The sequence below is a fragment of the Microbacterium sp. Z12_35 genome (assembly GCF_058310475.1).
The window spans coordinates 661,978-687,747 of sequence record NZ_JBZEGJ010000001.1 but is presented as its reverse complement, the minus strand read 5'-3'; the positions used below and the strand labels follow the sequence as shown (position 1 = coordinate 687,747).

Here is a 25,770-nt window from a genome sequence, read left to right as displayed (position 1 = left end):
GGCTCTGTCCCGTGAACGAGATCCTGACGGACCTGCTCAATGCGGTCCAGGGTGTGGATCCGGTCATTCGCACGCTCGTCGCCGGCCTCGCCATCCTGCTGGAGACCAGCGTCTTGGTGGGGCTCGTCGTTCCCGGCGACACGATCGTCATCGTCGCGGGCACGGCGGTCGCCTCGCTGTGGGAGGGGATCGCTCTCGGCGTCTCCGTGGTTCTCGGCGCGCTCGTGGGCGAGAGCATCGGGTTCGGGCTCGGCCGGTTCCTCGGACCACGCATCCGCGCGTCTCGCCTCGGCAGGCGCATCGGTGGCCGCAATTGGGAGCGTTCGGAGAGGTACCTGCGGCGCCGCGGAGGCCTTGCGATCTTCCTGTCCCGGTTCCTCCCCGTCCTGCATTCGCTGGTTCCGCTGACCGTCGGGATGAGCGGGTACAGCTACCGCCGGTTCCTCGCGTGGACGGCTCCGGCCTGCGTCATCTGGGCCAGCCTCTACATTTCCGTTGCCGCTCTGGCAGCCGGTACCTACCGGGACCTGGCCGACACCCTGCACTTCGCCGGTTACCTCTTCGTCGGTGTCATCGTGCTCTTCGTGGTGCTCGTTTTCGTGGGGAAAAAGGTCATCGAAAGGGTCGAACGTCGCCACCTCGACGAGTCGCAGTCCGAAGACGTGGAAAACTAGACCCGATGTCCTCCGACGAACCCGAACGCACCAAGATCCTCTGGCTCGCCCGCCTCGAGCGCCGCGCGCACTCGTGGCGCGAACGGCGCGCCCGGGCGCGCGGTCTCCAGCCGCAGGTGACCGGGTTCCCCGGATACGGCGCCGAAGACTGGGTGCGCATCGTCGGCCGGGTGCTGATCGCGCCCCCACTGCGCAAAGACGCCTCCGGAGAGTACGCGAGCGTTCGCGGATGGCGCAGCTTCGTGTCCGTCCCCGTGGGATACGCCCAGGTGCGCGTCACCGTGGAGGGGACGACGCATGAGGTCGTCGCCGATCGCGGCGGCGTCATCGACACGGTCATCCCCGCTCGGCTGGAGCCGGGATGGCAGACGCTGACGATGTCGGTGGAAGACAGCGAACCGGTCGAGACGCGCGTGTTCATCGTGGCGTCGGACGTGCGCTTCGGCATCGTCTCGGACGTGGACGACACGGTCATGGTCACCGCGCTGCCGCGTCCGCTCCTCGCGGCGTGGAACTCCTTCGTGGTCGACGAGCACGCGCGGCAGCCCGTGCCCGGTATGGCGGTGCTGCTCGAACGGCTGACACGGGAGAATCCGGGCGCCCCCATGCTGTACCTCTCCACGGGGGCGTGGAACGTCGCACCCACCCTGATCCGGTTCCTTCGGCGGCACCTGTTTCCGCCGGGGTCGGTGCTCCTCACCGACTGGGGCCCCACGCACGATCGTTGGTTCCGTAGTGGCCGTGACCACAAGGCGGGCAACCTCGAGCGGCTGGCCGCGGAGTTCCCCCAGATCCGCTGGCTGTTGGTCGGTGACGACGGGCAGCACGACGACGAGATCTACACGAAGTTCGCCAGTGAGAATCCCGGCGCGGTCGCGGCCGTGGCCATCCGTCGCCTCTCCCCCGCCGAGGCGGTGCTCGCCGGCGGTCGCACGGTCGTCGACGACCACTCGGCCGCGAAGGTGCCATGGGTGACCGAGTCGGATGGCGCGGGTCTGCTCGAGCGGCTCGAAGCCGTCGGGATCGCGTCGACGGACCCTCACGCCTGACATCGCAGCCACGGCGTACGGTGGAGCCATGTGCGGTCGATTCGTCGTAGCGAACGTCGGTTCCGAGCTCGTGGGCGCGCTCCGGGTGGATGTCGAAGCCGATGACCTCCCCGCGCCGTCGTACAACATCGCCCCGACGGCGACGGCCGCGATCGTGCTCGACTCGGCCAAGACCGACCCTCCCACGCGGCGCCTGGAGCCGGCGAGATGGGGACTGGTGCCCAGCTGGGCCAAGGACCCGAAGATCGGCGCACGCGCGTTCAACGCCCGCAGCGAGGAACTGGAAGACAAGTCGATGTTCCGAGGCGCGCTGCACAAGCGCCGCGCGATCGTCCCCGCGTCGGGCTACTACGAGTGGAAGGTCACCGACTCGGGCAAGGTGCCGCACTTCATCCATCCCGCCGAGGGCTCCCCGATGTTCTTCGCGGGCCTGTACGAGTGGTGGAAGAACCCGGCCCTGCCCGACGACGACCCCGACCGATGGATGCTGAGCTTCACGATCCTCACGCGGGATTCGATCGGCCACCTCGGCTCGATCCATGACCGGATGCCGCTGTTCATGGACCCCGATCATGCGGACGCGTGGCTCGACCCGTCCACGGAGAACGTCCGCGATGTGCTGGATGCGGCGATCGACGCCGCACCCGCGGTAGCCGACGCGCTGGAAGACCATGTCGTGTCCAAGGCCGTGGGCAACGTCCGCAACAACGGCCCCGAGCTCATCGAACCCGTCGACGAGTGACGCCGCTTATCCTCGAAGGATGTCCGTCGACCTTGCCCCCGCGGTCGTGCTCGATGCGGCGGAGTGGCGCGAGGCAGCACACGCGCACGCAGAGCGTGCCGACGCTCTGACGGCGGGACGGCGCGAGCGGGCGGCCCGGGGACAAACGCATCCGGTCGAAGACTTTCTCTTCACGTATTACTCGTACCGGCCCGCGCTTCTGCGGCGGTGGCATCCCGGCGCCGGGGTACAGCTGCGCGACGCGGCGGAACGGGTCGCGTGGCGGTGGTACCGCGCGGGCGACGAGCCGGACACGGCCCTGGTCGACGACGCTCGCCTCGGCGCGGAAAGGGCCGGGCTGCTCCGCGGCATCCGTGGCCTCCTCAGGGCTACCGCGCAGCGAGCACCCGTGTACGGATGCTTCGGACTCCACGAGTGGGCCATGCTGTACCGCACCAGCGAGGTGCGCCATCCTGCCCCCCTGCGGCTGGGGTCCGACGGCACCGACGCGGTGGTCGAGGCTCATGATCTGCGGTGCACGCACTTCGACGCGTTCCGCTTCTTCACCCCGGATGCGGCACCCCGTAACCGCGCCGCGCTCAGCCGTGAGCAGCAGCTGTCGTTCGAGCAGCCCGGGTGCCTGCACGCCGGGATGGATGTGTACCGATGGGCGGTCAAACTCGGCCCGCTGGTGCCGGGGAAGCTTCTGCTGGACAGCTTCACTCTCGCGCGTGACATCCGCGAACTCGACATGCGCGCGTCCCCCTACGACCTCACCGAGTGGGGGTATGAACCGGTCGCGATCGAGACCGCCGAAGGGAAGGCGGAGTACGTGCGGCAGCAGCGTGGTTTCTCTGCGCGGGCGGCCGGTCTCCGAACGCGGCTCCTCGCCGTCGTGGGCTGATCAGCCCGCCGGCGCGCACGCCGGACACGGCGCGAAGCCGGCACCGGCAGCTGCCCGAGCGAGGCGCAGGTCCGCGACGCGGGTCGCAGCCTCGTCGAGCCGCTCGGCCGGGAGCGCGCCCGACTCGACAGCCGCGACGATGCCGTCGACGAGGCGCGGCGCCGAGTCGGCGGTGGTGAACATCACGGACAGGACAAGGTCGTTCCCGGCTGTCAGCGCCGACACGGCATTCGCGACAGGATCGGCATAGGCCGGTTCGCCCGAAGCCTGCAGCATCCCGAGATCGTCGGTGACCGAGACTCCGGTGAACCCGAGTTCTTCCCGGGCGATCCGATGCCACTCGGGGGAGAGCGATGCGGGGGCCGAGTCCACTGCGGAGTAGCGCAGGTGACCGTACATCAGGAGCGGAGCGCCCGCCTCGATGCCCGCGGCGAAGGGCACGGCATCGCTCGCCCGCCACTCGTCCAGCGGCTCCCCGGTTTCCGGGATCCCGGTGTGTGAGTCGCCGGGCGCTGCGCCGTGACCGGGGAAGTGCTTGAGGGTCGAGGCCGCCTGGCCGCCCTCGCCGAGCACGGCGGCACGCACCCGCTCCGCGGCCCCTGCCGGGTCGGCCCCGAGCGCCCGGCGGAAGATGAACATCGACCGGTCGGAGGTGACGTCGGCCACGATGCCGAAGTTCACGGCGATTCCGGCGCGGTCGACGAGCGCCGCGCGACCGGCGAAGGCGTCGCGTGCCGCATCGGGCGGTGCATCTTTCAAGGTCCGCGCTGCCGGGAGGTCGTCCCACGGAAGGCGCGAGACGTCGCCGCCCTCTTGATCGACGGCGATCAACGTCGGGAAGGCCGGATCGGGGGTCAGGGCCGAGGTCAGCGCGCGGAGCGCGTCCTCATCGCCGCTCACATTGGCGCCCATGAGGATGAACCCGCCCAGCCCGTTGGCGGTGACGTACGCGGCGGCGGCGGCCGGGTCGGTCGTGGGAATGTGGCCCATCACGACACTCGCCGCCTTCTCGCGCAGCGTCATCGCGGCGACCCGCGCGGCCGCCCGCTCGCGTGTTGCCCCGTCGTCCGGGGGTGCGGGAGCGACCCGGACCCCGACGCCCGGCGACGGGGTGGGCACGTCCGCGGGTGAAGGAGAGCCGGCTGCGCCTGCCGCCAATACGACGGCCGCCGCCAGCGGTGCCAGAAGGCGACGCATCATCAACTCAGCCTACGCCGCGGCCCCGCACGCCGATTCGGAGATCGCCCGCGGACATGGACCCAGCGGCTCGCAGCATCCGAATCCGCCGCGCCTCGACGAATCTGCGACGCGGTCTCGGCGACCGCCGCGACGACTCGGCTGCCTCACGACGTCGAGGCGAGCCGGGCGGTGGAAGCTCTCGGGATGACCGTGGGCCTCTCCACCACGACATCCTGCACTTCCTCCCCCGCCAGCGCGCGGATCAGCACATCGGCCGCCGTCTGCGCCATCGCGTCGAGTCCGAGGGCGAGCACGGTCAACGGGGGCGCGCTTCCGGCCGCGCGCGGTCCGTCGTAGTTCGTCGCAACGAGGAGGTCGCCACCGATGACCCGCCCGCGATCCCGTGCGGCGCTCAGGGCTCCCAGGGCGAATGCGTCCAGCGGCGCGTAGATGGCGTCGACCTCCGGGCGCTCGCGCAGCAGTTCGGCGATCGCGTGGTGCGCGGCGCGTTCGCCTCCCGCGGCATCGGCGGCGACGACGATCACCTCGGCGTCACGCCAACGGCCACCGTTCGCCAGGGCGAGCCCCTCGAGCACGGAGGCTGCGCCATAAGCCTCCGCGCTCCGTACGACGGCGATGCAGCGGGCCCCGCGGTCCACGAGATGATCCAGCATGACGTCGGCCCCCGCCATCCCCCGGTCAAGGATCGCGTCGGCACGAGCGCCCTGGGCTCTCCCGATCGTCACCACGCGGACCCCGCGAGATTCCAGCGCGGCGCAGCTCGGATCGTCGACGAGCGGGTCGATGACGATTGCGCCGTCGATATCGAGACCGTCGAGATAACCACTGCCGGCACCCGGCGGGACCAGCACGAGCGAGTATCCGTACGAGAGGCAGGCCCGCGCGGCCGGCATCGCCATGTCGAGGAGGAATCCCATCTCCGACCCTTCCCCCACGATGGAGGGAGGGAGGGCGGAGAGGATGGCCACCGAGCGCGCGCTTCCTCCGCGCAGGCGCTGTGCCCGCGGGCTGGGACGATATGCGAGATCGGCAGCCGCCCGCAGGACGCGCTCCCGCGTCGCGGGGTCGACACGCCCCTTGCCGGCCAGCGCATGGGAGACGGTGGTCCGAGAGACACCGGCGCTTTTCGCGACGTCCGCGATGGTCGGTCTGCCGGCGGGCGATGGCGTCATCGGGCCTCCTCTCTCTGGCGCCATGCTAACGAGCACCGGATCCCCGCGCGCGATCGCCCGCGTGACTGTCTCGTTCCCGCTCTGTGACGTTCTTGTTTCGGCGCCCATTCGAAGCCTGGTCGACGCGTAGATTGATGACAAATCGATTTGGCATCCCATCGAAACGAGTGCGCCATCTACCTCATCGACACCGATCCCGGGCTCGACGACGCTCACGCCATCGCCATGGCGACGCGTTCTGCCGCACATCCCGATCTGGTCTTCACGACGGTCTCCGGGAACGTCGGCATCGACACCGTCACCGCGAACGCGGCCTGGCTCATCGAGCAGCTCGCACCCACGGCGCCGCTGTACCGTGGCGCAGCCGCTCCCCTGGTGGGACCTGTCGTCGGCGCCGCACACATCCACGGGGACGACGGTCTCGCCGGTTTTCCGCGCACGCGCGCCGGAATCGTGACCCGCCCGGAACACGCCGCCCTCGCGATCGTCGAACACGCTCGCACGCACCGCGCGGAGCTGCACATCGTCGCGCTGGGACCGCTTACCAACATCGCCCTCGCCCTCGCCCTGGAGCCAGACCTTCCGAACCTGGTGGGCTCCCTCACGATCATGGGCGGCAGCCCGGCCCAGCACGGCAATGCCTCACTTGCGGCCGAGTACAACATCTACGCCGACGCGGCGGCGGCCGAAGCCGTGTTCTCGCGCATGCAGCGCATCACCCTCCTCACGTGGGACGCGTCGTTGGCCACGCGCTTCTCGGGCGAGGAGATGGCCGCCTTCTGGGCCGGCACCTCCGCCGAGGCTCGCCTGCTCGGCGGCCTCGCCGAGCACCGGCTGTCCACGGATGCCGCGTACGCGGCCAGCGCCGACTTCGGACGTGCCGACCCGCTGGCGATGGCCATCGCCCTCCGGCCGGAGGTCGTCGCCGACTCACGCCACCATCGGGTGCACGTGGTTCACGACGGCGGGTTGGCGCACGGCGTCACCATCGTCGACGAGCGCGACGCGACGGATGACCGCGAGCCCGTGCGCATCGTCACCGCCTTCCACCGCGAGCTCCTGCTCGATGCCCTCACCCTCTGATACCTCTACCCACCCCAGGAGCGACACCATGAACTCGAACCCGAACTCCCGCACCGTCGCACGTCGCATCACGGCCGGTGTGGCCCTTGCCGCGGTCGGCACTCTCCTCGCCGCCTGCGCGCCGGGCGCCACCTCCTCGGCAGATTCGTCCGAGGATGCGCTGACCCCCGCCGCAATCCAGCTGGGCTGGCTGCCGAATGTGGAGAACATGTCCACCATCGTCGCGGACCAGAACGGGTACTTCGCCGACGAAGGCATCGACATCGAAATCCTTCCCGGTGGCCCGGACGTGAGTGCAGACGCGCAGATCGCCGGTGGCAACGCCCTCATGGGCGTGCTCTCCGCCGAGGCGCTGGCGAACTCGGTGGCCGCCGGATCGGGGCTCGTGGGAATCGCGGCGACGTATCAGACCACCTCCTCGGCCATCATCACGCTTGCCGGATCCGGGATCGAAGAGCCCGCCGATCTGGCTGGACGCAAGCTCGGTATGTCGCAGACCGACGTCCCCGTGTACACCCCGTTCTTCGACCTCGTGGGCGTGGACCCGACCGACATCGAGCAGGTGCTTGTCGGTTCCGACCCCGCAGCCCTCGCATCGGGCGAGGTGGACGCCATCACCGGCACCCTGCCCAACCAGCCGGTCGTGCTCGCCGCTCAGGGCCTGGATGTGACGTCGATCCCGCTGGCCGACTACGGATACAGCCGCTGGAGCGGCGTGTTCGTCGTGCGGGAGGAATCGTTGCAGGACGAGGAGGAGCGCGCGCAGATCGTGGGCATGCTCACCGCCCTCAAGCTCGGCACGGAGTACGCCGTGGGTGACCCGGAGGCCGCCGGGCAGATCGTGTTCGACGCGTACGGGGAGCAGCTCGGCCTCGAGCTCGAGACGCAGACCGAGGGCGCAGTCATCTGGGCTGAGCTGGCCCAGCGCAACACGGAGGACACGGGGCTGCTCAAGGTGGACGACGAGGCTCTGGCGGAGCTGCAGTCCTTCTACGACGCCGTCGGCATCCAGCAGCAGGCCACCGACATCTTCGACCTCACCGTCGGCGAGGAGGTCTTCGAATGAGCTCGGCTGCCGGGGGCTTGGAGACGCACTCGGTCGCCAAGCGCTTCTCGACGGGCAGGGGCGTCGTGGAGGCACTGTCGGGCGTGACGCTGCGCACTGCTCCCGGGTCCTTCAGCGCCCTCATCGGACCATCCGGGTGCGGCAAGTCGACCTTGCTGCGCATGTTCGCGGGGTTGGAGGCGCCGACAGCAGGCACCCTGAGCGTGCTCGGTCGTCCACCCCAGGAGGTCCAGGCCCAGCATGAGATCGGGGTGGCGTTCCAGGACTCAGCGCTCCTTCCCTGGCGGTCCGTGACAGCAAACATCGCCCTTCCGCTGCAAGTCGCCGGACGCCGCGTCGACCGGAAGGCGATCGCGGACCTGGTCGCGTTGACCGGCCTCCAGGGGTTCGAGGATGCCCGTCCCGCGCAGCTGTCCGGCGGGATGCGTCAGCGCGTCGCCATCGCCCGCTCGCTCGTCCTCGAACCGCAGGTGCTCCTGCTGGATGAGCCGTTCGGCGCCTTGGATGACATGACGCGCCGGTCGATGAACGTGGAATTGCAGAGGATCTGGACCGAGCGGCCCACGACGACTCTGCTCGTGACGCATTCCCTCGACGAGGCGGTGTTCCTCTCCGACCGGGTGCTGGTCATGGCGGCCCGCCCGGGACGCATCGTCGAAGAGTTGCCGATCGATATCCCCCGGCCCCGCCGCCCCGAGGTGCAGCGGACCGAAGAGTTCCATGGTTACCGCGACCGACTGTCGGAGCTGCTGTTCGCGGCCCGGGACCAGTCCAGCTCGGCGGCATGACTACCGCGGTCCTGACCTCCGCACGCGCGCGGCGTACCGGCCTCCGCATCGGGGCGCTGACGATCGCGACGATGATCGTCCTGTGGTGCGCGGTCGCTGCGGGGTTCGCGTCCACCGGCATCGTCCCGTATCCGTGGGAGCTCGTCGCGCAGATCGCAGCCGACTGGGGTCTGCTGATGATCAACACGGCGGTGACGCTGGGCGTTGCGGCAGCTGGGCTCTTCTGGGCGATCGTCGTGATCGTTCCGCTGACCTGTCTCTGCCTGGTGCTGCCCGTGAGCGAGCCGATCGTCATGCGTGTCGCCGTGGTCGTGCACGTCGTGCCGTTCGTGGCGATCGCGCCGATCCTGATGGTGGCTCTGCCCGGCGAAGTCTCGCGCATCGTCATCGCGGCGCTGCAGGTGTACTTCCCCCTCCTGATCGGCCTGCTGCTGGGACTGCGCTCCACCGACGCTGCCGCCCTCGACGTTGTGACAGCCAGCGGCGGTCGCAACCTCGCCAGGCTTCGCTTCGTCCGCGCCGCGAGTGCGGTGCCGCAGATGATCGCCGGCTTGCAGATCGCGGTACCCGCGGCCATCCTCGGCGCCGTCATCAGCGAGTTCTTCGGCTCCGATCGGGGCCTCGGCGCGATCATCGTGACCTCGCAGCAGTCGTTCCTCACCGATCGCACGTGGGGAATCGCCATCTTCATCGGCGCGCTGGCGGCGATCGGCTACGGCCTGGTCACCCTCGCCGCGCGCATCCTCGCCCCGTGGGCCGGGCGAGGTGCCGGTGTCGGGACCGGCGTCGCCGGCACCGAGCGCGCCGTCCTCCCACGGTGGCAGACGCTCACGGCAGCCGCGCTCTCGCTCCTGCTGTTGATCGGATTCTGGCAGTCGCTGCGCACCGTGTTCGAGCTTCCCGAGTTCTTCACGAAAACCCCCGTGGATATCGCCGGGTTCCTGGTCGCGGGAAACCCTCGGACCGGCGCGCCGGCCTCGGAGTTCTGGGAGGTGTTCCTGGGTGGGCTCGGCCAGACCCTGCTCGATGCCTCGGTAGGCTTCCTCGTCGGCACCGTGGTCGCCGTGGGCGTCGCGATCCTGTTCGTGGCGGTGCCGGCGCTCGGCCGAGCGGTCATGCCCTTCGCGATCGTGCTGCGTTCGGTGCCGCTCCTCGCCCTCACCCCGCTGCTGATGCTCATGTTCGGGCGCGGTCTGCTCGGGGTGACCGTCCTCGTCACTCTCGTGACCTTCTTCCCCACTCTCGTGACGGTGATGGCCGGGCTGCGCGCTGCCCCCGAGGGTGCACTGGATGTCGTGCGCGCGTCGGGCGGTTCCGCCGGACACGCCGCCCGGTTCGTCCGGCTGCAGTACGCGCTCCCCTCGATCACCGCGGCGGCGAGGATCGCCGTCCCCGGCGCGATCGGCGGAGCGACCCTGGCCGAATGGCTCGCCACCGGTAAGGGGCTCGGTCAGCTGCTCACGCAGTCATCCATCCTCGCCGACTACTACACGCTCTGGGCCGCCGGAATTCTGCTGGTGGTCGTCGCTCTCCTGGCCTACGGGGCCATCGGATGGCTCGACCGCGTCGTGACGCGCCGCCTCGGCCTCGCCTGACAGCCCCACCCGACCCTGCACTCCGAGGAGCACCATGCACCCCCGCCCCGTCGATCTCGTGCTCGAGCACGCCTACATCGTCGCGTTCGACACCGATCGCACCGTCATCCGCGACGGTGCGATCGCCATTGCCGACGGCGCGATCGTCGACATCGGCCCCACCGCCGATGTCCGCACGCGCGTCGCTCCCGCCGCGAGCCGCGATCTCGGGGGCCGGATCGTCATCCCCGGACTCGTCGATGCCCATATCCACACTGCACAGACGATGATGCGCGGCCTGCTCACCGACATGCGCCGCACGCGCGAGCTGCGCGTCCCCACGTGGCGCGAGTACCTCGTCCCCTTCGAGGCGAATCTCGACGAGGACGACGTGGAGCTTTCCGGCCTTCTGGCGTACTCGAGCATGCTCGCCACAGGGACGACGGCCTTCTTCGAAGCGGGAGGGCCGCACCCCTCGGCGATGGCCCGGGCAGCGTGGCACGCCGGCATCCGCGGGGTCGTGTCGCAGAACACGATGGACGGCGGCGCGCGGATTCCCGGCTCCATGCAGCTGACGAGCGACGAAGCGGTCCAACGCAACATCGACGTTGTCGAACAGCACCGCGCCGCTCCCGACGGATCGGTGCGCGTCACGGGGGGCATGTCACTGCGCCAGATCGTCGCCTGCTCTCCCGGCCTCGTCGTCGACATCCATCGCGAGGCACGCGCTCGGGGCGTGAAGGTGCACACGCACCTGGTCGAGGGCACCTACGAGATCGACTACGCCCTGGAGCACTTCGGTCGGCGACCGGTGGAGTATCTGCAACATCTCGGAGTCTTCACGGACACCCTCCACGGCGCGCACTCCGTCCTCGTGGGTGACGAAGACATCGCCGCCTACGCCCGCAGTGGCGTTTCCGCCGCGCACTGCGCGAAGGGGAACTTCGGCATCGGCCCGGCACCGGCGGTGCGGATGTGGCGGCGCGGTGTGGACATCGGCCTCGGGTCGGATGGGGTCGCATCCCTCGGCACCCTCGATCTCTTCCGCATCGCGATGATCACGCGCGTCGGCCAGCAGCTGGTGGAAGGGGTGCACCGCCACAACCGCAATGAGATCGACCCGCGTGAGCCGCTCGAAATGGCGATCGTCGGCGGCGCGCGCTCGATGGGATTGGGCGCGGTCATCGGTTCGATCGAGGTCGGCAAGCGCGCGGACCTCGTCGTCATCTCCATGGACAGCCCGGACGCCGCCGGATACGACTCCGAGGAGGCGTTCCTCTACGAGTGCGCCAGCGGCCGCGACGTCCGGGATGTCTACGTCGATGGTCAGCGCGTCGTCGAAGAAGGCGTCAGCACCACCGTCGATGCCGCCGAGATCCATGCCAGGGCGCGTCGCCGGCAGCGCGAACTCGCCGACCGGATCGCGTGAGCTGATCGACGCCCCGCGGCTTCCTCAGCCGAGATCGTTCACCGACCTCATCCGCCAGTAGGACTCGCTGTGCTCGTGGTGTCGCTCGGTCGGGGTCGCGCCCTGGAGCACGAGGCGGTTGAGATCGTCGATCACGCGCGGGTTGGTGCAGAAGTAGGCGTGGCCCGTCCAGTCGTCACGGGTTTCCTCCACGACGATGCGGGTCACCTCGATCGTGTCCATGGGAAGGGCGACGAGGATGCCGTCGCGAGCATCGCCGGCGCGGAAGAAGTTGCCGTGCAGGAGGCGAGAGAAATCGAGCGCTGAGTCCACGCCGCACGTGTACAGAGTCAGGTGCGGCGCCCTGGGCGGTTCGAAGGAGGCGACCAGGTCGTTGAAGCGCCGAGCGAACTCGCCGAAGGTGTCTCGGTCGACGTCCGGCGCGGCGAAGACGATCTCACGGACCGGGGTCCGGTAGACGGTGTTCTCTTCGGCGATGGATCTCAGCGCGTTGGTCGTCAGGCGATTGCCCATGCTGTGGGCGACCAGATGCACCCGGCGCGCGCCACTGTTCGCCAGCACGTCCTGGAGAAGCCCGGTGAAGTGGTCCTGCGCCCAGAGCACCTGGTCCTCATCCCTTCCATAGCCCAGGAACGTGCCGCGGGAGGGCCAGGAGTACATCACGGTGCGGCCTTGGAACCCCAGGTCCCAGGTGAACTGGGCCGCGGTTCTCGCGGCATCACCCCACGTCGTGTTGTACCCGTGCACGAAGACCAGGACGTCGCCCCGGGTGTCGGTGCCGGCAGGTTTCCCACTCTGGAGCCCGTATCGCAGGGACCTCATCCAGGCGTCGTGGCCGAGCTCCCGGATGCTTCGGACCACGATGTGCAGGTCGGGGTCCTCCTGCTGCCACGGTTTGTACCACTTCGGGCGCTCCTTCTCCCCCGCTTCGTGGACATCCGGGATGCTGACCGTCACGGTTCCGTAGCGAAGAAAGGTGCCGTTCTCCGCTGTACTCCGCTCGCTGCCGAAACGGTCGGACGGTCCCTCCCCCGGCCGGTGGTCGCGGTCGGTCGCATACCAGATCGGCACGAGCACGTGCTTCGCGTTCGGCGGCCTCACGACGTCCGCCGACGTCAGCACGTCCTCGACGGCAGTGAGCGCGTCCGCGTCGAACGGAGGGACGCCGACAGGAGCGATGTCGAGGAAATCGCTCGAGGGCGGGCCGGCCGCGTCATCCACGGAGAACGTCGTCCCGGCGGGATCGAACACCTCAGCCAGGGGGGCCTCGTGCGCCGCGAGGGCGGGCCCGAGCGTCGCCGTGCTCGCGAGAAGGTCTGTGATGCGGTCGTCCGGATCGCCCTCAGGGGTCTGCGTGTAACGGCGGACCAGCTGCACGGTATCGCTCGCGGCAGCTCGACTGTCATCGCCGTCGAGCTCCCCGAGAAGTGCGAGGAGCGCGGCCTGAAACTCGTCGGCGCGGCCACCGAGGAGTTCGATCAGGCGGTCCCCGATCGCTTTGAGGTCCAGCAGGACACGATCGATCTCACGCATGGGTGCTCTCCCCCGGGCTTGATGCCGCACACGATAGTCGCCGCCGGCGTTCCGCGCGAGGGTGTCCTCCCACCACCGGGTTGCCCCACGACCGAAGACGGAGGGGGCCTCTCCCCCGGGAGGGGGAGGAGATCCCGACGTAGCCTTCGTAGGGTGCTTCGTATGGCGACGGACGACGAGAAGCAGCTGAACGGCACGGCGTGGGCGGCCGGTATTCCCCTGGGCGTCGCCATCGGCGCAGCCATCGGTGTCGCGATGGGAAACATCGGCGCCGGTATCGCCGTCGGCATCGGTATCGGCGCCTCGCTCGCCGTCGCGTTCTCGCTGTGGGAATCCGAGAAGGCGAAGGGGTCGAAGACGGCTGCTGACGGCTCCGACGGCTCGGCCGCGGCCGCGGGGTCCGGTGACCACGACCGCACCATCGGTCATGACGGTGACTCCGGCGACGGTGGCGGCGGCGACGGTGGCGGCGGGGGCGGTGGCGGAGACTGACCGTCCTTGCCACCGCCCTGCCCTCGCGCGGTACCGGATGACAGCGTTTCCTCAGGTGCCCCCGCGATGCCTCGGCCAGGCCGAGGTGTGCGCATCGCCGGGGCCGCAACACGCCCCGCAACGCGAAAACCCCCGGTCTCCCGGGGTGTTTCGTGGACCTGAGGTGACTCGAACCCCTGACCCCTGCATGCCATGCGTGATTCCTGGGTGATCCTGGTGTTGCCTGTGGAGGTCACCAATGCGGTCACCCTGCCCCGTATCCAGTCACCGGCCGCCGGCTCCAGGAGCACTGGGGGACCCACTGGCGCACAGCTGCACGCCTGTGGTTCCCTATGCGGGAGACCTTCGGGGGTGACGGTGATGAAGAACCACATCCTCTGGCTCTGGGTTCTCGCGATTCTGGTATAAGGCGCGACGGTCGTCGCTGTGTTCGCAGGCGGCCTGGACGCCGAGGCGCTGGTCATCGTCATCACGTCGATAGGAACAATCGCGGCTTTCATCACACTCGCTGTCGCACTCCGTAACAGCGGCAAGGAACTCGAACTCGACGAGCCGGGAGAAGGCCAGGTTCCCCGCCATGACGAATAACCCACAGAGCAGTGTGAACCGTCGCCTTTACAAGGTCGTCCACGTCATGGGTATCGCGGTGACGATCCTCGGGCTCCTCATGCTGGCTGGCGCGATATACCTCGAGATGTGGGGTGGGCTGTGGGGAGCGCTCACGCTCCTCATCACAGGGATCTCGGCCACCGTCGTCACGGCCCTCGAGCTCAGGAAACCGCGCCCGCCACTATCCGAGCCGCGTGGCTGAGGGCTAGAGCGTGCGGACGCTCAGCAGCTGCCAGCCGTCGGGCACCTTCGTGCGCAGCGCCCCTCTGTCGTCCGCTTCGATCTCCGTCACGCCGGTCCGGCGGGCGAACGTGCCGACCGCGTCGAGGGTGATGGAGCCCCTTCCGGCGGTGCCTCTGGACACAATCCGGGCACTGGACCGACGATAGTGCCCGCATCACCGGCGCGGCATGAAGGGTGAAAACACGAAGACCCCCGCAATGACGGGGGTCTTTCGGTGGACCTGAGGGGACTCGAACCCCTGACCCCCTGCATGCCATGCAGGTGCGCTACCAGCTGCGCCACAGGCCCGAAGCTGCCTCACGAGGCAACTACGCAAGACTACTACATCCCGCCGAGGCTCTCGAACCGCGGCGGCTGTCGGCGGCGGTCGATATCGTGCTGGCAACGAAGGGATGCGCTATGCCGTCACTGGGAAACATCGTCATCTATGCGGATGACCCGCCGAAACTCGCGCGTTTCTGGTCGGACGTGTTCGGGTACCCCCATATCGAGTTCGAGGGCGAGCTGCGGGATATGCTCCTGGCCAACGGGCTGACGGAGGAAGACCTCTCCCATCGCGGACTGGCGGAGGATCCGACGGGGAAAGGCCCGCGGATGTTCTTCCACCATGCCGACGGACCGAAGACGGAGCGCAATCGCCTGCACATCGACCTCACCGCCGATCGGCCGGACGGTCAGCTGCAGGTGGACGCGGCGACCCTCGACGCAGAGAAGGACCGCCTGGTCGCTCTCGGTGCCGAGGTCGTTCGGCTGGTGGAGCAGAACTGGGGGCCGTGGCCGGAGCGCTACTGGCAGCTGCGCGATCCCGAGGGGAACGAGTTCTGCCTGCAGTGAGGGCGTCGTCGCGACGCTACTCCGCGTGTGCGGGAAGGTCGATGGGGACGACCGGACAGTCCTTCCAGAGGCGCTCGAGCCCGTAGTACACGCGCTCCTGCTCGTGGAAGACATGCACGACGAGGTCGCCGAAGTCCAGCAGAATCCAGCGCGACTCCGCCCGACCCTCCCGGCGTAGGCGTTTGTGTCCGCCTTCCAGGAGCTTCGCTTCGATCTCGTCGGCGATCGCAGCGACGTTGCGTTCGTTTCGCCCCGTGGCGATGAGGAAGATGTCGACGAGCGGAAGCGGCTGCGAGACGTCGAGCGCGACGAGGTCTTCGCCACCCTTGGAATCGGCGGCGTGGGCGGCGATGTCGAGCATCGTCCGCGAGGACTCGGTGGCGGCCATCAGAAGACTCCGGTTGTGACGGCGGCGATGAGCACACCGACGAGGGCGAGGGCAAGGACGCCGGCGGTGATCACCAGGGCAAGCATCAATCGGTTGCCCTTCTCAGGTGCCGGCGGTCGGATGATCTCCTCGCCGGGGTGTCGCGCGGTGCTGATCGCCGCGCTCGCGGCGATCGGTGTCGGGGAGGACGAGGCAGGGAGCTCGCCGTCGATGAGGACGGCGTCGACGTCTTTGCCGTCCGTGGTTCCGTGCGCGTGCCCGACAGACCCCAGCCCGGCAGGCAGGTCGAACGAGCCCGTGATGAGGAGCTCGCCCGTCGCCGATATCGGTGAGAGCGGGGCCGCGCTGGGCGTCTGGGAGAGGATCAACGCGTTCGGCGTCGCGATGGACCCGGTCGCAGAACTGCCGCGCGCAATCAGCTGATCGAATGAGGACGGGGCGGAAACGGGAGGCGTCTGGCCGGCAAGCAGGCCGGAGCCCAGCTCCGGATTCACCACGGACGGCGCGGGCGCCTCTTCGTCCTCGGCGGGGCGTGGGAGGTGGGCGATCGGACCAGAATCGGCTTCGGCCTCTTGCCCTTCGGCCTCTTGCGCTTCGGGCTCGGCAACCCCGGCGTCGGTTTCCGCCTCTTGTGCAGCATCCGGCTGCGCGCCGGTCGGCTCCGGCTCCGGTCGCGGGTCGGCGGGAACCTCATCCTCGGGCGTCTCCTCCGATGCCGTCGGCGCGTCCGTCGCGGGCGGCACGGCAGCCGCCGACGCGTCCGACAGCATGTCGGGCTGGATGACGGGGACCGAGGCGGTGCGGATGCGCTCCTGCGCCCGGGCCTGGCGGCGCGTCAGGGCGGTCACTCCGAGGTCGATGGAAGTGTCGGGCAGGGGTGCGGGAGCAACCGGGGCGGGTTCGGCGGCGCGCGGCAGCGGGGTGGGTGCTGCGGCGACCGGCTCCGGTACAACGGTCTCGGCGGGCGAATCGCCGGCCTCTTCCTCCGTTGGCGGAGGAATGATGGGGTTGGCGCCGGTCGCGCGGATCTCGCGGATGCGGCGACGGGTCAGCGGAGTCGTCTCGGGCTGATCTGGTGTGCTCATGCCTTGCTCCGGTAAAGGTGGTGCTTTGCGATGTACTGAACGACCCCGTCGGGGACGAGGTACCACACGGGGTGTCCTCGGCGGACGCGGTCCCGACAGTCGGTAGACGAGATCGCCAGCGCCGGGATCTCGAGTTGGCTGACGTCTTCGGTGGGCAGCCCTTCCGTGCTCAGTACGTGGCCGGGCCGTGACACCGCGACGAAGTGCGCGAGGTCCCACAACTCATCATGGTCCCTCCAACTGAGAATCTGCGCCACGGCATCCGCACCGGAGATGAAAAACAGCTCGGCGCCCGGGCGTTGGGCCTGCAGGTCGCGCAGAGTGTCGATCGTGTACGTGATCCCGATCCTGTCGATGTCCACCCGGCTGACGCTGAACTGCGGGTTGGACGCGGTGGCGATCACCGTCATGAGGTAACGGTGTTCGCTCGGCGAGACCTCTTGCTTGTGCCACGGCATACCGGTCGGCACGAAGATGACCTCGTCGAGCCCGAAGCCCTGTGCCACTTCGCTGGCCGCAACCAGGTGACCGTTGTGGATGGGATCGAAAGTCCCGCCCATGACCCCGATCCGCGCCGCGCGCTCCCCCGACATCCAGTGGGCCTAGTGGCCGTGTCCCTCGTGGCTCGGTGCCGGGTGGGTGCGAGCGTATGCCTCCGCCTTCGGTGCGTGACGGTTGGCCACGTTGCGGTAGGACAGCGTCACGATCCCGAGGAGGGCGAAAACCGCGAGGGCCACAGCGCCGTACCAGAACGTCTCGAGGGCGACGTTGCCGTGATGCTCCGCCTCCGCAGCGGCCAGGGCGATCAACGTGGCGGTGGTCATCGGGTCTCCGTTCGGGTCGAGCGCGACGCGCCCTGCCATTTTAGTGCGCTCATGTGCGGATCTGCCCGTCGCCGCGCGCCAGCCACTTCGAGCTGGTCAGCTCCGCAAGCCCCATCGGCCCGCGGGCGTGGAGCTTCTGCGTCGAGATACCGACCTCAGCACCGAAGCCGAACTCGCCGCCGTCCGTGAACCGCGTCGATGCGTTCACCATGACCACAGCCGAGTCCACCTCGGCGAGGAACCGTTCCGCATTGGCGGCATCATCGGTGACGATCGACTCGGTGTGGTGCGTCGAATACCGCCGGATGTGAGCGAGGGCATCGTCGAGGTCGGCGACGATGCGTACCGCGACGTCGAGGCTGAGGTATTCGGTCGCCCAGTCCTCCTCGGTCGCAGGGACAGCGCGGGGATGCAGACGCACGACCGCCTCGTCTCCGTGAACGGTGACGCCCGCCTCATCCAACGCGGCGAGAACGCCCGGCAGGACGCGCTCGGCGGCGTCACGGTGCACCAGGACCGTCTCCACCGCGTTGCAGACGCTCGGACGCTGGACCTTGGCATTGACGACGATGTCCCGTGCCCAGTCCGCGCGCGCCGTCGCGTCGAGGACGATGTGGACGACACCTGCGCCGGTCTCGATGACCGGCACGAGCGACTCGGTCACGACCGTTTCGATCAGCTGCGCGCTTCCGCGCGGCACGAGGACATCCACGATGCCGCGAGCCTGCATCAGCTCACGGGCACCGTCACGGCCGAACTCGTCCACGGTCTGTACCGCGTCCGGATTCACGCCCACGTCGACCAATGCGGCGCGCATGCTGCGAACGAGCGCCGCGTTCGTCTGCTCCGCGGCACTCCCACCGCGGAGCACGACGGCGTTGCCGGAGCGGAGCGCGAGGGCAGCGATGTCGACCGTCACGTTGGGCCGGGCTTCGTAGATGGTGCCCACCACTCCGAACGGCACCGAAATCTTCTGCAGCCGCAGGCCACTGGGCAGGGTCCGTTCGTCGAGAACGCGGCCCACCGGGTCCGGGAGCTCAGCGATCTGCCGCACTGCGGCCGCGAGAGCCGACACGCGCGGTTCGTCCATGCGGAGGCGGTCCAGCAGCGCCTCGCCGATCCCGTTCTCGTGACCGCGCGAGAGGTCTTCGGCGTTCGCGGCGACGATGGGCCCGGCATCGGCCTCCAGCCGGCCGGCGATCGCACGCAGAAGCTCTTCCTTGCGAGCGGCGTCCAGCAACCCGACGGAGCGCGAAGCATCGTGAGCGAGAAGCATCCTCTCGCGTGCGGATGTGGCGACGACGGTCATCCGCTCAGTCTACCGATGGGGGTGGTGACGGTCCCGACGGGGCCGGTCGGTGCCGGCGCCGTCGCGTCGGGGTCGGGGTGGAACCAGGTGCCGATGTCGCGCCCGCTGAGCGCATCGGCCACGAGGTCGGCGCTGGTGACGAGTACGCCCACTCCGGAAGCCGCAGCAAGCCGCGCGGCCGACACTTTCGTCGCCGCTCCCCCGGTCCCCACGCTGTTGACGACCATGCTTCCGAATTCGTAACCCTGCAGGTCGTCTCCGAACTCGATCGCGGGGATGGGGCGGGCACCCGGGTCCCCCGGGGGGCGGGTGTAGAGGCATTCGATGTCGCTGAGGAGAATCAACGCATCGGCACCCAGGAGCGCCGACACCAGAGCTGCCAGCCGGTCGTTGTCACCGAAGCGAATCTCGTGGGTGGCGACGGTGTCGTTCTCATTGACGATCGGGAGGATGCGTAACCCGAGGAGTCGCTCCATAGCGCGGCGGGCGTTGGAACGAGAGGTGGCGTTCTCCAGGTCGCCCGCGGTGAGCAGCACCTGCCCGGCAAGGAGCCCGAAGCGGTCGAGCGAGGTCTGGTAGCGCCACATGAGCACGTTCTGACCGACCGCGGCCGCCGCCTGCTGCGTCGCCAGGTCGGTCGGGCGTCCGGCGAGGTCGAGGAACGGCAGGGCGGTGGCTATCGCGCCCGAAGAAACCAGGACGATCTCCGTGCCGCGGGCGTGCGCCGCAGCCAGGGCCTCCACGATGAGATCGATACGGTGCGCGTTGTCACCGCTGATCGAGGACGAACCGACCTTCACCACGACTCGATCGGCCCCGGGGACCTCGGACCGCGTGAGCGCGGTCATCCGCCGTCTCCGTCCCGTCTCGCCAGTCGCTCAACCTCGAGCTCTGCGCGGGCGTCAGCCTTCGCATCCATGCGCTCGTGGTAGCGCTCGCGGCGCTGGGAGGTGGTGCGACGGGGGTTCTCGTCCAGGCGCGGGTCCGTGCCACGGGGGGCGGTCATGAGCTCCGCAGCGGAGGACAGGGACGGCTGCCAGTCGAAGACGACGCCGTCGCCCTCACCGATGACGACGGTCGCGCCGGGCGTCGCCCCCACGCGCAACAGTTCGTCCTCCACGCCGAGGCGTTCCAGGCGGTCGGCAAGATAACCGACGGCCTCGTCGTTCTGGAAGTCGGTCTGCTGAACCCACCGCAGCGGCTTGGCACCGAGGATGCGGTAGACCGGGCCGTAGGTGCCGCCCTCGACCCGCACGCTGAAGTCGCGCTCGGAGCCCTTCGGGCGGATGACGATGCGCTCGGCAGGCTCGGTCGCGGCAAGCTCCGCGCGGTGGTGCTCGATGAGCTCCCCCAGCGCGAACGTGAGTTCGCGCAGACCAGAACGGGAAACGGTGGAAATCTCGAAGACCCGGAATCCGCGCGCTTCCAGATCGGGGCGGACGAGTGCGGCCAGTTCTTTCGCCTCGGGAACGTCCACCTTGTTCAGCGCCACCAGCTGCGGGCGATCCACCAGGGGGGTTTGGCCTTCCGGAACAGGGTAGGCGGCCAGTTCGGCGAGGATGACATCGAGGTCGCTGAGCGGATCGCGGCCGGGCTCCAGTGTGGCGCAGTCCAGGACGTGGACGAGTGCCGTGCAGCGCTCGACGTGACGGAGGAACTCCAGCCCCAGACCCCGACCTTCGCTTGCCCCTTCGATGAGCCCGGGGACATCGGCGATGGTGAACCGCACGTCGCCGGCCTGGACGACACCGAGGTTCGGATGCAGCGTGGTGAACGGATAGTCGGCGATCTTCGGTCGCGCCGCCGAGACGGCGGCGATGAGGCTCGACTTCCCGGCCGAGGGATAGCCGACGAGTGCGACATCTGCGACGGTCTTCAGCTCGAGGACAAGGTCACCCTCCCACCCGGGAGTGCCGAGCAGAGCGAAGCCGGGGGCCTTGCGCTTTGTGGAGGCGAGGGCAGCGTTGCCGAGTCCGCCCTGTCCGCCGGGCGCAGCGATGAATCGCATGCCCGGCGTGATCATGTCGACGAGCGTCTCCCCGTCGGCGGACTTCACGACCGTGCCCACCGGAACGGGCAGCTCGAGCGACTCGCCGAGCGCACCGGAACGGTGATCTCCCATGCCGAATCCGCCGTTGCCGGCCGAGCGGTGCGGGGAGTGATGGTAGGAGAGCAGCGTCGTGACCTGCGGGTCGGCGACGAGCACGACGTCGCCGCCATGTCCGCCGTTGCCTCCGTCAGGGCCGGCGAGGGGCTTGAACTTCTCGCGCTTGACCGAGACGCATCCGTTGCCGCCCTTGCCCGCGCGCAGGTGCAGCGTCACCTGGTCTACGAATGTGACCATGGGTCTTCCCTTCGGGCGTGAGCCGCGGATGCGGGGGTGGAGGAGGATCGGACGCGGGAAAAAAACGAGGGGGTGGGCCTACGCCCACCCCCTCGTGAAACCGTTCCGACGCTCCGGGTCACTCCGCCGCTGCGACGATGTTGACGACCTTCCGGCCGCCCTTGGTGCCGAACTGCACCGCGCCGGCGGACAGCGCGAAAAGCGTGTCGTCGCCGCCACGGCCGACGTTGGCGCCGGGGTGGAAGTGGGTGCCGCGCTGGCGGACGATGATCTCGCCCGCACCGACGACCTGACCGCCGAACCGCTTCACGCCCAGTCGCTGGGCGTTGGAGTCGCGACCGTTCCGAGTGGAGCTTGCGCCCTTCTTGTGTGCCATGTCTACGTCTCCCTGGCTTACTTGATGCCGGTGATCTTGACGCGCGTGAGGTCCTGACGGTGCCCCTGGCGCTTCTTGTACCCGGTCTTGTTCTTGAACTTCTGGATCACGATCTTCGGACCACGCTCTTCGCCGAGCACCTCGGCGGTGACGGTCACCTTCGCAAGCTTGTCGGCGTCGGTCGTGACAGCGTCGCCGTCGACGAGGAGGACCGCGGGAAGCTGCACCTTGTCGCCCACCGACGCGGCGAGACGATCGAGAACGACAACCGTGCCGACCTCGACTTTCTCCTGCCGGCCACCGGCGCGCACAACTGCGTAAACCACTTCACACCTGTTTCATTCGGGAGCGCACTGCTCCGGGGTTTGTCTGATGACGGAAGTCTCGGCACGATTTCGTCGTCTCACCGCGTTGCGGCTGAGAGACGAACGACGAGGTCACCCCCGCGAAGGAGGCGAACGTGACGCACCAAAGGTCGAGTTTACCTGATGCCCGGACTACTGGCAAAGCGGGAGGCTCCGCCGCGTGTCGTGACCTCCCACATATGATCGCTGGGTGGCGATCCTGATCGATAAGCCGATTTGGCCGGCGCACGGGCGCCTCTGGTCTCACCTGGTCAGCGACACCGATCTGGACGAGCTCCACGCATTCGCCCGCGCCCACGAGATCCCGCGGCGCGGATTCGATCTGGACCATTACGACATTCCCCAGGAACAGCACGCCCGCCTGGTCGCCGGGGGCGCACAGCCGGTTGACGGGCACGAACTGGTCCGGCGTCTCATCGCCTCGGGACTGCGGGTTCCGGCGCGCGACCGGCGCCGGAACCGCTGACCGCTCAGTTATCGTCGGCCGGAGAAGCCTGCACGGGCGTGCCGCTGAGGGCAGCCGTGGTGACGCGTCGGCGTGAGCGCCCCTGACCGGGCGCCTTGGGCTCGGGGAGCGCGTTCAGCACCGAGTCCAGGAGCAGGTCCTTCTCCGTGCGCTGAGACTTCGTTCCGGCGTCCGAGCGCTTCTTTCGCGTCTTGCGCGGGGCTTCGGTGGTCTGCTCCGCCGGCTCGATCTCGATTTCGGCCACCACCGGCTCGGACGGCGTCTCGATGATGTCGATCGCCGCCGTCTGAATGGTGGATGCCGCGATCTGTGCGAGCGCCGACTTCACGCCCTCCGTGATGACGTGGGTGCCCGTGGAAGCGGCGGACCCGTTGCCATTGCCGTTGCCGTTTCCGTTGCTTCGGCCGCCGCGCCTGTTCGAGGCCGGGCCGGCGCTGGCCGAGCCGTTCGAACGATGCTTCACGACGGGGTCGTGATGCACGACCACCCCGCGGCCCGCACACACCTCGCACGGCTCGCTGAAGGTCTCCAGCAGGCCCAGACCCAACTTCTTACGGGTCATCTGGACAAGGCCGAGCGAGGTGACCTCCGCGACCTGGTGCTTGGTGCGGTCACGGCTCAGGCACTCGATGAGTCGGCGCAGCACGAGATCTCGGTTGGACTCGAGCACCATGTCGATGAAGTCGACCACGATGATGCCGCCGATGTCGCGCAGCCGCAGCTGCCGGACGATCTCCTCGGCCGCCTCGAGGTTGTTCTTCGTGACGGTTTCCTCGAGGTTGCCGCCGGAGCCGACGAACTTGCCCGTGTTGACGTCGACGACGGTCATCGCCTCTGTGCGGTCGATCACGAGCGACCCGCCCGAGGGCAGCCACACCTTGCGGTCGAGAGCCTTTTCGATCTGCTCGGTGATCCGGAACTCGTCGAACGGGTCACCATCGGAGTCGTACGACTCGACACGCTCGAGCAGGTCGGGGGCCACGCCGGCGAGGTAGGACGAGATCGTCTGCTGCGCGTCCTCGCCCTGGATGAGCATCTTCGTGAAGTCCTCGTTGAAGACGTCGCGGACGATCTTGACGAGGAGGTCAGGCTCGGAGTGCAGGAGCGCGGGCGCCTGGATCGACTCGACCTGCTGCGAGATCAGCTCCCACTGCGAGGTGAGTCGCTGCACGTCGTGAGTCAGCTGCTCCTCGGTCGCACCCTCGGCCGCCGTGCGCACGATCACGCCGGAGGATTCGGGCAGCACCTCCTTGAGGATCTTCTTCAGACGCGCCCGCTCGGTGTCGGGGAGCTTGCGGGAGATGCCGTTCATGGCGCCGCCCGGGACGTAGACGAGGTAACGGCCGGGAAGGGAGATCTGACTGGTCAGTCGCGCACCCTTGTGGCCGACGGGGTCCTTCGTGACCTGGACGAGAACACGATCGCCCGACTTCAGTGCGAGCTCGATCCGGCGCGGCTGGTTGCCGGTCTCCGCCGCATCCCAGTCGACCTCGCCCGAGTACAGCACCGCGTTGCGGCCCCGGCCGATGTCGACGAACGCCGCCTCCATGCTGGGCAGGACGTTCTGCACACGGCCGAGATAGACGTTGCCGATCAAGGATGCGTCCTGGTTGCGTGCGACGTAGTGCTCCACGAGCACGTTGTCTTCGAGAACGGCGATCTGCACGCGGCCGTTCTTGGAGCGCACCACCATGACGCGGTCCACCGCCTCGCGGCGAGCGAGGAACTCGGCCTCGGTGACGACGGGACGGCGGCGCCCCGCCTCGCGGCCATCGCGTCGACGCTGCTTCTTGGCCTCCAGGCGCGTCGAGCCCTTGATGCGCTGAGGCTCGGTGATGTACTCCACGGCACGCTGACGCGGCGCGGGCTGCTGCGGCTCCTGCTGCTCCGGCGCCGGCGCCTCATCGGCGCCCGCCCCCCGGCGGCGGTTACGGCGGCGCACGTTGGTGGGGCCGGCGGGCTCCTCCTCGAGCGGGGCCGGTGGGAGGACCGGGATCTCGGGCGCGTAGAAGTGCAGCGCCGTGCTCACGGTCGACACGAACGTCTCCGGCAGGAGTCCGAGCGAGACCGCCGTGGGCGGCCCATCAGGCTGGGTCTGCTGCGCGGAGAGTTCGGCCGGCACCGCAGTAGCGGTCGGCCCGTCGCCGCTCGGCGCGGTCTCGTCCTCCGACGAACTTCCGTCCGTCAGCGTCAGCGCGGCGGGCGCTCCGGTGTCGGATTCGACGGCCGCCACCGCATCGATCACCGCAGCGATCTCATCCTCGGCGAGCGACGCCTCGGTCAGATCCGGCGCGACCACTGTCTCGTCGACGGTCTCGTCGGCGGCTTCTGGCTGGTTCTCTGTTGCATCGGCCATCTCTGGCATACTCCCTGCGGGCGACGCCGCGCGTCGTCCGGAACTCATGCGGCGCCGCACCCGGCGGTGCCATCAACTCTCGCGGTCTGCAGTCGGCTCGAAGCACATACTGCGAAGGGCGTCCATCGCCCGAAGTCTGGTCGTGATGCGTTTGCGGCGCGGCCGCGGTGCATCGACCCCTATTATCGCACTTCCTGCGGCCTCGTGCAGGCACCGCTCCGAATGGCGCGTCTTCGCCGCCGCGCAACGGGCGTTTCATCCAGCCGCCGATGCCATAATCCGAGCCATGAGCAACACGGTCTCCCCCGCTCGTCCGACTGCGCTTGCCGTCTGGCTGATCCTGGCCGGGCTGATCGGATGGTGGGCCGCGTTCTCGCTCACGCTGGAGCGGCTGCATCTCCTGGCCAATCCCGGAAGCTCGGCCTCGTGCGACTTCAGCGTTCTCATCCAGTGCGGAAAGAACCTCGACTCGTGGCAGGGCAGCGTCTTCGGTTTCCCGAACCCGCTTCTCGGGCTCACGGGCTGGATGGCGCCGATCGTGGTGGGTGTCGCGTTGCTGGCAGGGGCTCGCTTCGCCCGCTGGTTCTGGTGGCTTTTCACGCTCGGGATGACGGGCGCCTTCGCGTTCGTCCTCTGGCTGATCGCGCAGAGCATCTTGGAGCTGTCGACCCTCTGCCCGTGGTGCATGGTCACCTGGATCGTCACCATCCCGTCGTTCTACGCGGTGCTCCTGCACGTCCTGCGCACGGGGATCGTGCCGACGTCGGCGGCGGTCCGCCGCGCGGCGGGTGCCCTCGCCGGATGGGTGCCGCTGCTGGCCGTCCTCAGCTACGCCGCCATCGCGGCGATCGCGCAGGTGCAGTTGCACTGGATACAGTCGCTCTGA

At 68.9% G+C, this 25,770-nt stretch carries 29 protein-coding genes and 1 tRNA gene; 15 read left to right on the top strand and 15 right to left on the bottom strand.

The window, feature by feature from the left end:
* The first annotated feature begins 11 nt into the window (after positions 1-11).
* Genes AC4FS1_RS03500 through AC4FS1_RS03485 form a run of 4 tightly spaced genes read left to right on the top strand, consistent with a single transcriptional unit; the run spans position 12 to position 3,348 of the window.
* Positions 12-674: a DedA family protein gene (locus AC4FS1_RS03500; protein WP_491152678.1), complete on the top strand. Its 663-nt coding sequence runs from the start codon at positions 12-14 to the stop codon at positions 672-674.
* A 5-nt stretch (positions 675-679) separates the two neighbouring features.
* Positions 680-1,723 carry an App1 family protein phosphatidate phosphatase gene (locus tag AC4FS1_RS03495; protein ID WP_491152676.1) on the top strand — a complete coding sequence of 348 codons (1,044 nt, stop codon included), beginning with the start codon at positions 680-682 and terminating at the stop codon, positions 1,721-1,723.
* 28 nt (positions 1,724-1,751) lie between these two features.
* Positions 1,752-2,465: an SOS response-associated peptidase gene (locus AC4FS1_RS03490; RefSeq protein ID WP_491152674.1), complete on the top strand. Its 714-nt coding sequence runs from the start codon at positions 1,752-1,754 to the stop codon at positions 2,463-2,465.
* A gap of 19 nt (positions 2,466-2,484) precedes the next feature.
* Positions 2,485-3,348, top strand: a complete 864-nt coding sequence (locus AC4FS1_RS03485) for a 3-methyladenine DNA glycosylase (RefSeq protein ID WP_491152672.1) — start codon at positions 2,485-2,487, stop codon at positions 3,346-3,348.
* Here the strand turns inward: AC4FS1_RS03485 and AC4FS1_RS03480 are convergent, their stop codons facing one another.
* Both AC4FS1_RS03480 and AC4FS1_RS03475 read right to left on the bottom strand, forming a co-directional pair.
* Positions 3,349-4,548, bottom strand: coding sequence for a glycoside hydrolase family 3 N-terminal domain-containing protein (locus tag AC4FS1_RS03480; protein ID WP_491152671.1), 1,200 nt, complete (start codon positions 4,546-4,548; stop codon positions 3,349-3,351). It abuts the gene before it with no gap.
* A gap of 143 nt (positions 4,549-4,691) precedes the next feature.
* Entirely contained in the window at positions 4,692-5,720 is a 1,029-nt protein-coding gene (locus AC4FS1_RS03475) for a LacI family DNA-binding transcriptional regulator (protein WP_491152670.1), read from the bottom strand.
* A 147-nt stretch (positions 5,721-5,867) separates the two neighbouring features.
* On the opposite strand from AC4FS1_RS03475, the gene AC4FS1_RS03470 reads away from it, so the two are divergent.
* From AC4FS1_RS03470 to AC4FS1_RS03450, 5 genes are read left to right on the top strand one after another with little or no spacing between them, the layout of a single operon-like run.
* The gene (locus tag AC4FS1_RS03470) at positions 5,868-6,803 is read left to right on the top strand and encodes a nucleoside hydrolase (RefSeq protein ID WP_491152668.1); all 936 of its coding nucleotides are present in this window, start codon (positions 5,868-5,870) and stop codon (positions 6,801-6,803) included.
* Positions 6,804-6,831: 28 nt separating this feature from the next.
* Positions 6,832-7,869, top strand: coding sequence for an ABC transporter substrate-binding protein (locus tag AC4FS1_RS03465; protein ID WP_491152666.1), 1,038 nt, complete (start codon positions 6,832-6,834; stop codon positions 7,867-7,869).
* Positions 7,866-8,657, top strand: coding sequence for an ABC transporter ATP-binding protein (locus AC4FS1_RS03460; protein WP_491152664.1), 792 nt, complete (start codon positions 7,866-7,868; stop codon positions 8,655-8,657). Before AC4FS1_RS03465 ends, AC4FS1_RS03460 begins: the two co-directional genes overlap by 4 nt.
* Positions 8,654-10,252: an ABC transporter permease gene (locus AC4FS1_RS03455; protein ID WP_491152661.1), complete on the top strand. Its 1,599-nt coding sequence runs from the start codon at positions 8,654-8,656 to the stop codon at positions 10,250-10,252. The genes AC4FS1_RS03460 and AC4FS1_RS03455 overlap by 4 nt, the downstream gene beginning before the upstream one ends.
* Positions 10,253-10,286: 34 nt before the next feature.
* Entirely contained in the window at positions 10,287-11,660 is a 1,374-nt protein-coding gene (locus tag AC4FS1_RS03450; RefSeq protein ID WP_491152660.1) for an amidohydrolase family protein, read from the top strand.
* Positions 11,661-11,684: 24 nt separating this feature from the next.
* Here AC4FS1_RS03450 and AC4FS1_RS03445 read toward each other — a convergent pair whose 3' ends face one another.
* Positions 11,685-13,193 (bottom strand): alpha/beta hydrolase, encoded by a 1,509-nt coding sequence (locus tag AC4FS1_RS03445; RefSeq protein ID WP_491152658.1) that lies wholly within the window; start codon positions 13,191-13,193, stop codon positions 11,685-11,687.
* Positions 13,194-13,355: 162 nt separating this feature from the next.
* On the opposite strand from AC4FS1_RS03445, the gene AC4FS1_RS03440 reads away from it, so the two are divergent.
* The 3 genes from AC4FS1_RS03440 (at position 13,356) to AC4FS1_RS03430 (ending at position 14,496) form a co-directional block, all read left to right on the top strand.
* A complete protein-coding gene (locus AC4FS1_RS03440; RefSeq protein ID WP_491152657.1) occupies positions 13,356-13,685 on the top strand; it encodes a hypothetical protein in 330 nt (109 codons plus the stop codon).
* A 426-nt stretch (positions 13,686-14,111) separates the two neighbouring features.
* Complete coding sequence (locus AC4FS1_RS03435; protein ID WP_491152655.1) at positions 14,112-14,273, top strand: hypothetical protein; 162 nt, start codon at positions 14,112-14,114, stop codon at positions 14,271-14,273.
* Positions 14,263-14,496, top strand: coding sequence for a hypothetical protein (locus tag AC4FS1_RS03430; RefSeq protein ID WP_491152653.1), 234 nt, complete (start codon positions 14,263-14,265; stop codon positions 14,494-14,496). Before AC4FS1_RS03435 ends, AC4FS1_RS03430 begins: the two co-directional genes overlap by 11 nt.
* Positions 14,497-14,499: 3 nt before the next feature.
* Here AC4FS1_RS03430 and AC4FS1_RS03425 read toward each other — a convergent pair whose 3' ends face one another.
* Positions 14,500-14,658, bottom strand: a complete 159-nt coding sequence (locus AC4FS1_RS03425) for a hypothetical protein (protein WP_491152651.1) — start codon at positions 14,656-14,658, stop codon at positions 14,500-14,502.
* A 94-nt stretch (positions 14,659-14,752) separates the two neighbouring features.
* Positions 14,753-14,825: transfer RNA gene (locus AC4FS1_RS03420), tRNA-Ala, on the bottom strand.
* A 111-nt stretch (positions 14,826-14,936) separates the two neighbouring features.
* On the opposite strand from AC4FS1_RS03420, the gene AC4FS1_RS03415 reads away from it, so the two are divergent.
* A complete protein-coding gene (locus AC4FS1_RS03415) occupies positions 14,937-15,371 on the top strand; it encodes a VOC family protein (RefSeq protein WP_491152649.1) in 435 nt (144 codons plus the stop codon).
* 16 nt (positions 15,372-15,387) lie between these two features.
* On the opposite strand, the gene rsfS is transcribed toward AC4FS1_RS03415, so the two are convergent.
* From rsfS to rplU, 9 genes are all read right to left on the bottom strand, one after another.
* Positions 15,388-15,759 carry a ribosome silencing factor gene (gene rsfS / locus AC4FS1_RS03410; RefSeq protein ID WP_491152647.1) on the bottom strand — a complete coding sequence of 124 codons (372 nt, stop codon included), beginning with the start codon at positions 15,757-15,759 and terminating at the stop codon, positions 15,388-15,390.
* Positions 15,759-16,844, bottom strand: a complete 1,086-nt coding sequence (locus AC4FS1_RS03405) for a hypothetical protein (RefSeq protein ID WP_491152645.1) — start codon at positions 16,842-16,844, stop codon at positions 15,759-15,761. The genes rsfS and AC4FS1_RS03405 overlap by 1 nt, the downstream gene beginning before the upstream one ends.
* Entirely contained in the window at positions 16,841-17,437 is a 597-nt protein-coding gene (gene nadD, locus AC4FS1_RS03400) for a nicotinate-nucleotide adenylyltransferase (RefSeq protein WP_491152644.1), read from the bottom strand. The genes AC4FS1_RS03405 and nadD overlap by 4 nt, the downstream gene beginning before the upstream one ends.
* A gap of 9 nt (positions 17,438-17,446) precedes the next feature.
* Positions 17,447-17,668: a hypothetical protein gene (locus AC4FS1_RS03395; RefSeq protein WP_491152642.1), complete on the bottom strand. Its 222-nt coding sequence runs from the start codon at positions 17,666-17,668 to the stop codon at positions 17,447-17,449.
* 49 nt (positions 17,669-17,717) lie between these two features.
* Positions 17,718-18,977, bottom strand: a complete 1,260-nt coding sequence (locus AC4FS1_RS03390; RefSeq protein WP_491152640.1) for a glutamate-5-semialdehyde dehydrogenase — start codon at positions 18,975-18,977, stop codon at positions 17,718-17,720.
* Complete coding sequence (gene proB, locus AC4FS1_RS03385) at positions 18,974-19,825, bottom strand: glutamate 5-kinase (protein ID WP_491152638.1); 852 nt, start codon at positions 19,823-19,825, stop codon at positions 18,974-18,976. The genes AC4FS1_RS03390 and proB overlap by 4 nt, the downstream gene beginning before the upstream one ends.
* Positions 19,822-21,321, bottom strand: coding sequence for a GTPase ObgE (obgE, locus tag AC4FS1_RS03380; protein ID WP_491152636.1), 1,500 nt, complete (start codon positions 21,319-21,321; stop codon positions 19,822-19,824). Before obgE ends, proB begins: the two co-directional genes overlap by 4 nt.
* 118 nt (positions 21,322-21,439) lie before the next feature.
* Positions 21,440-21,697 (bottom strand): 50S ribosomal protein L27, encoded by a 258-nt coding sequence (gene rpmA, locus AC4FS1_RS03375; protein WP_442926970.1) that lies wholly within the window; start codon positions 21,695-21,697, stop codon positions 21,440-21,442.
* 17 nt (positions 21,698-21,714) lie between these two features.
* Positions 21,715-22,023, bottom strand: a complete 309-nt coding sequence (gene rplU, locus AC4FS1_RS03370) for a 50S ribosomal protein L21 (RefSeq protein ID WP_484509123.1) — start codon at positions 22,021-22,023, stop codon at positions 21,715-21,717.
* A 229-nt stretch (positions 22,024-22,252) separates the two neighbouring features.
* Between rplU and AC4FS1_RS03365 the strand changes: the two genes are divergently transcribed.
* Positions 22,253-22,528 carry a DUF4031 domain-containing protein gene (locus AC4FS1_RS03365; protein WP_491152634.1) on the top strand — a complete coding sequence of 92 codons (276 nt, stop codon included), beginning with the start codon at positions 22,253-22,255 and terminating at the stop codon, positions 22,526-22,528.
* A gap of 4 nt (positions 22,529-22,532) precedes the next feature.
* On the opposite strand, the gene AC4FS1_RS03360 is transcribed toward AC4FS1_RS03365, so the two are convergent.
* Complete coding sequence (locus tag AC4FS1_RS03360) at positions 22,533-24,884, bottom strand: Rne/Rng family ribonuclease (RefSeq protein ID WP_491152632.1); 2,352 nt, start codon at positions 24,882-24,884, stop codon at positions 22,533-22,535.
* Between the two features lie 286 nt (positions 24,885-25,170).
* Here AC4FS1_RS03360 and AC4FS1_RS03355 point away from each other — a divergent pair, with 286 nt between their 5' ends.
* Positions 25,171-25,770, top strand: coding sequence for a vitamin K epoxide reductase family protein (locus tag AC4FS1_RS03355; RefSeq protein ID WP_491152630.1), 600 nt, complete (start codon positions 25,171-25,173; stop codon positions 25,768-25,770).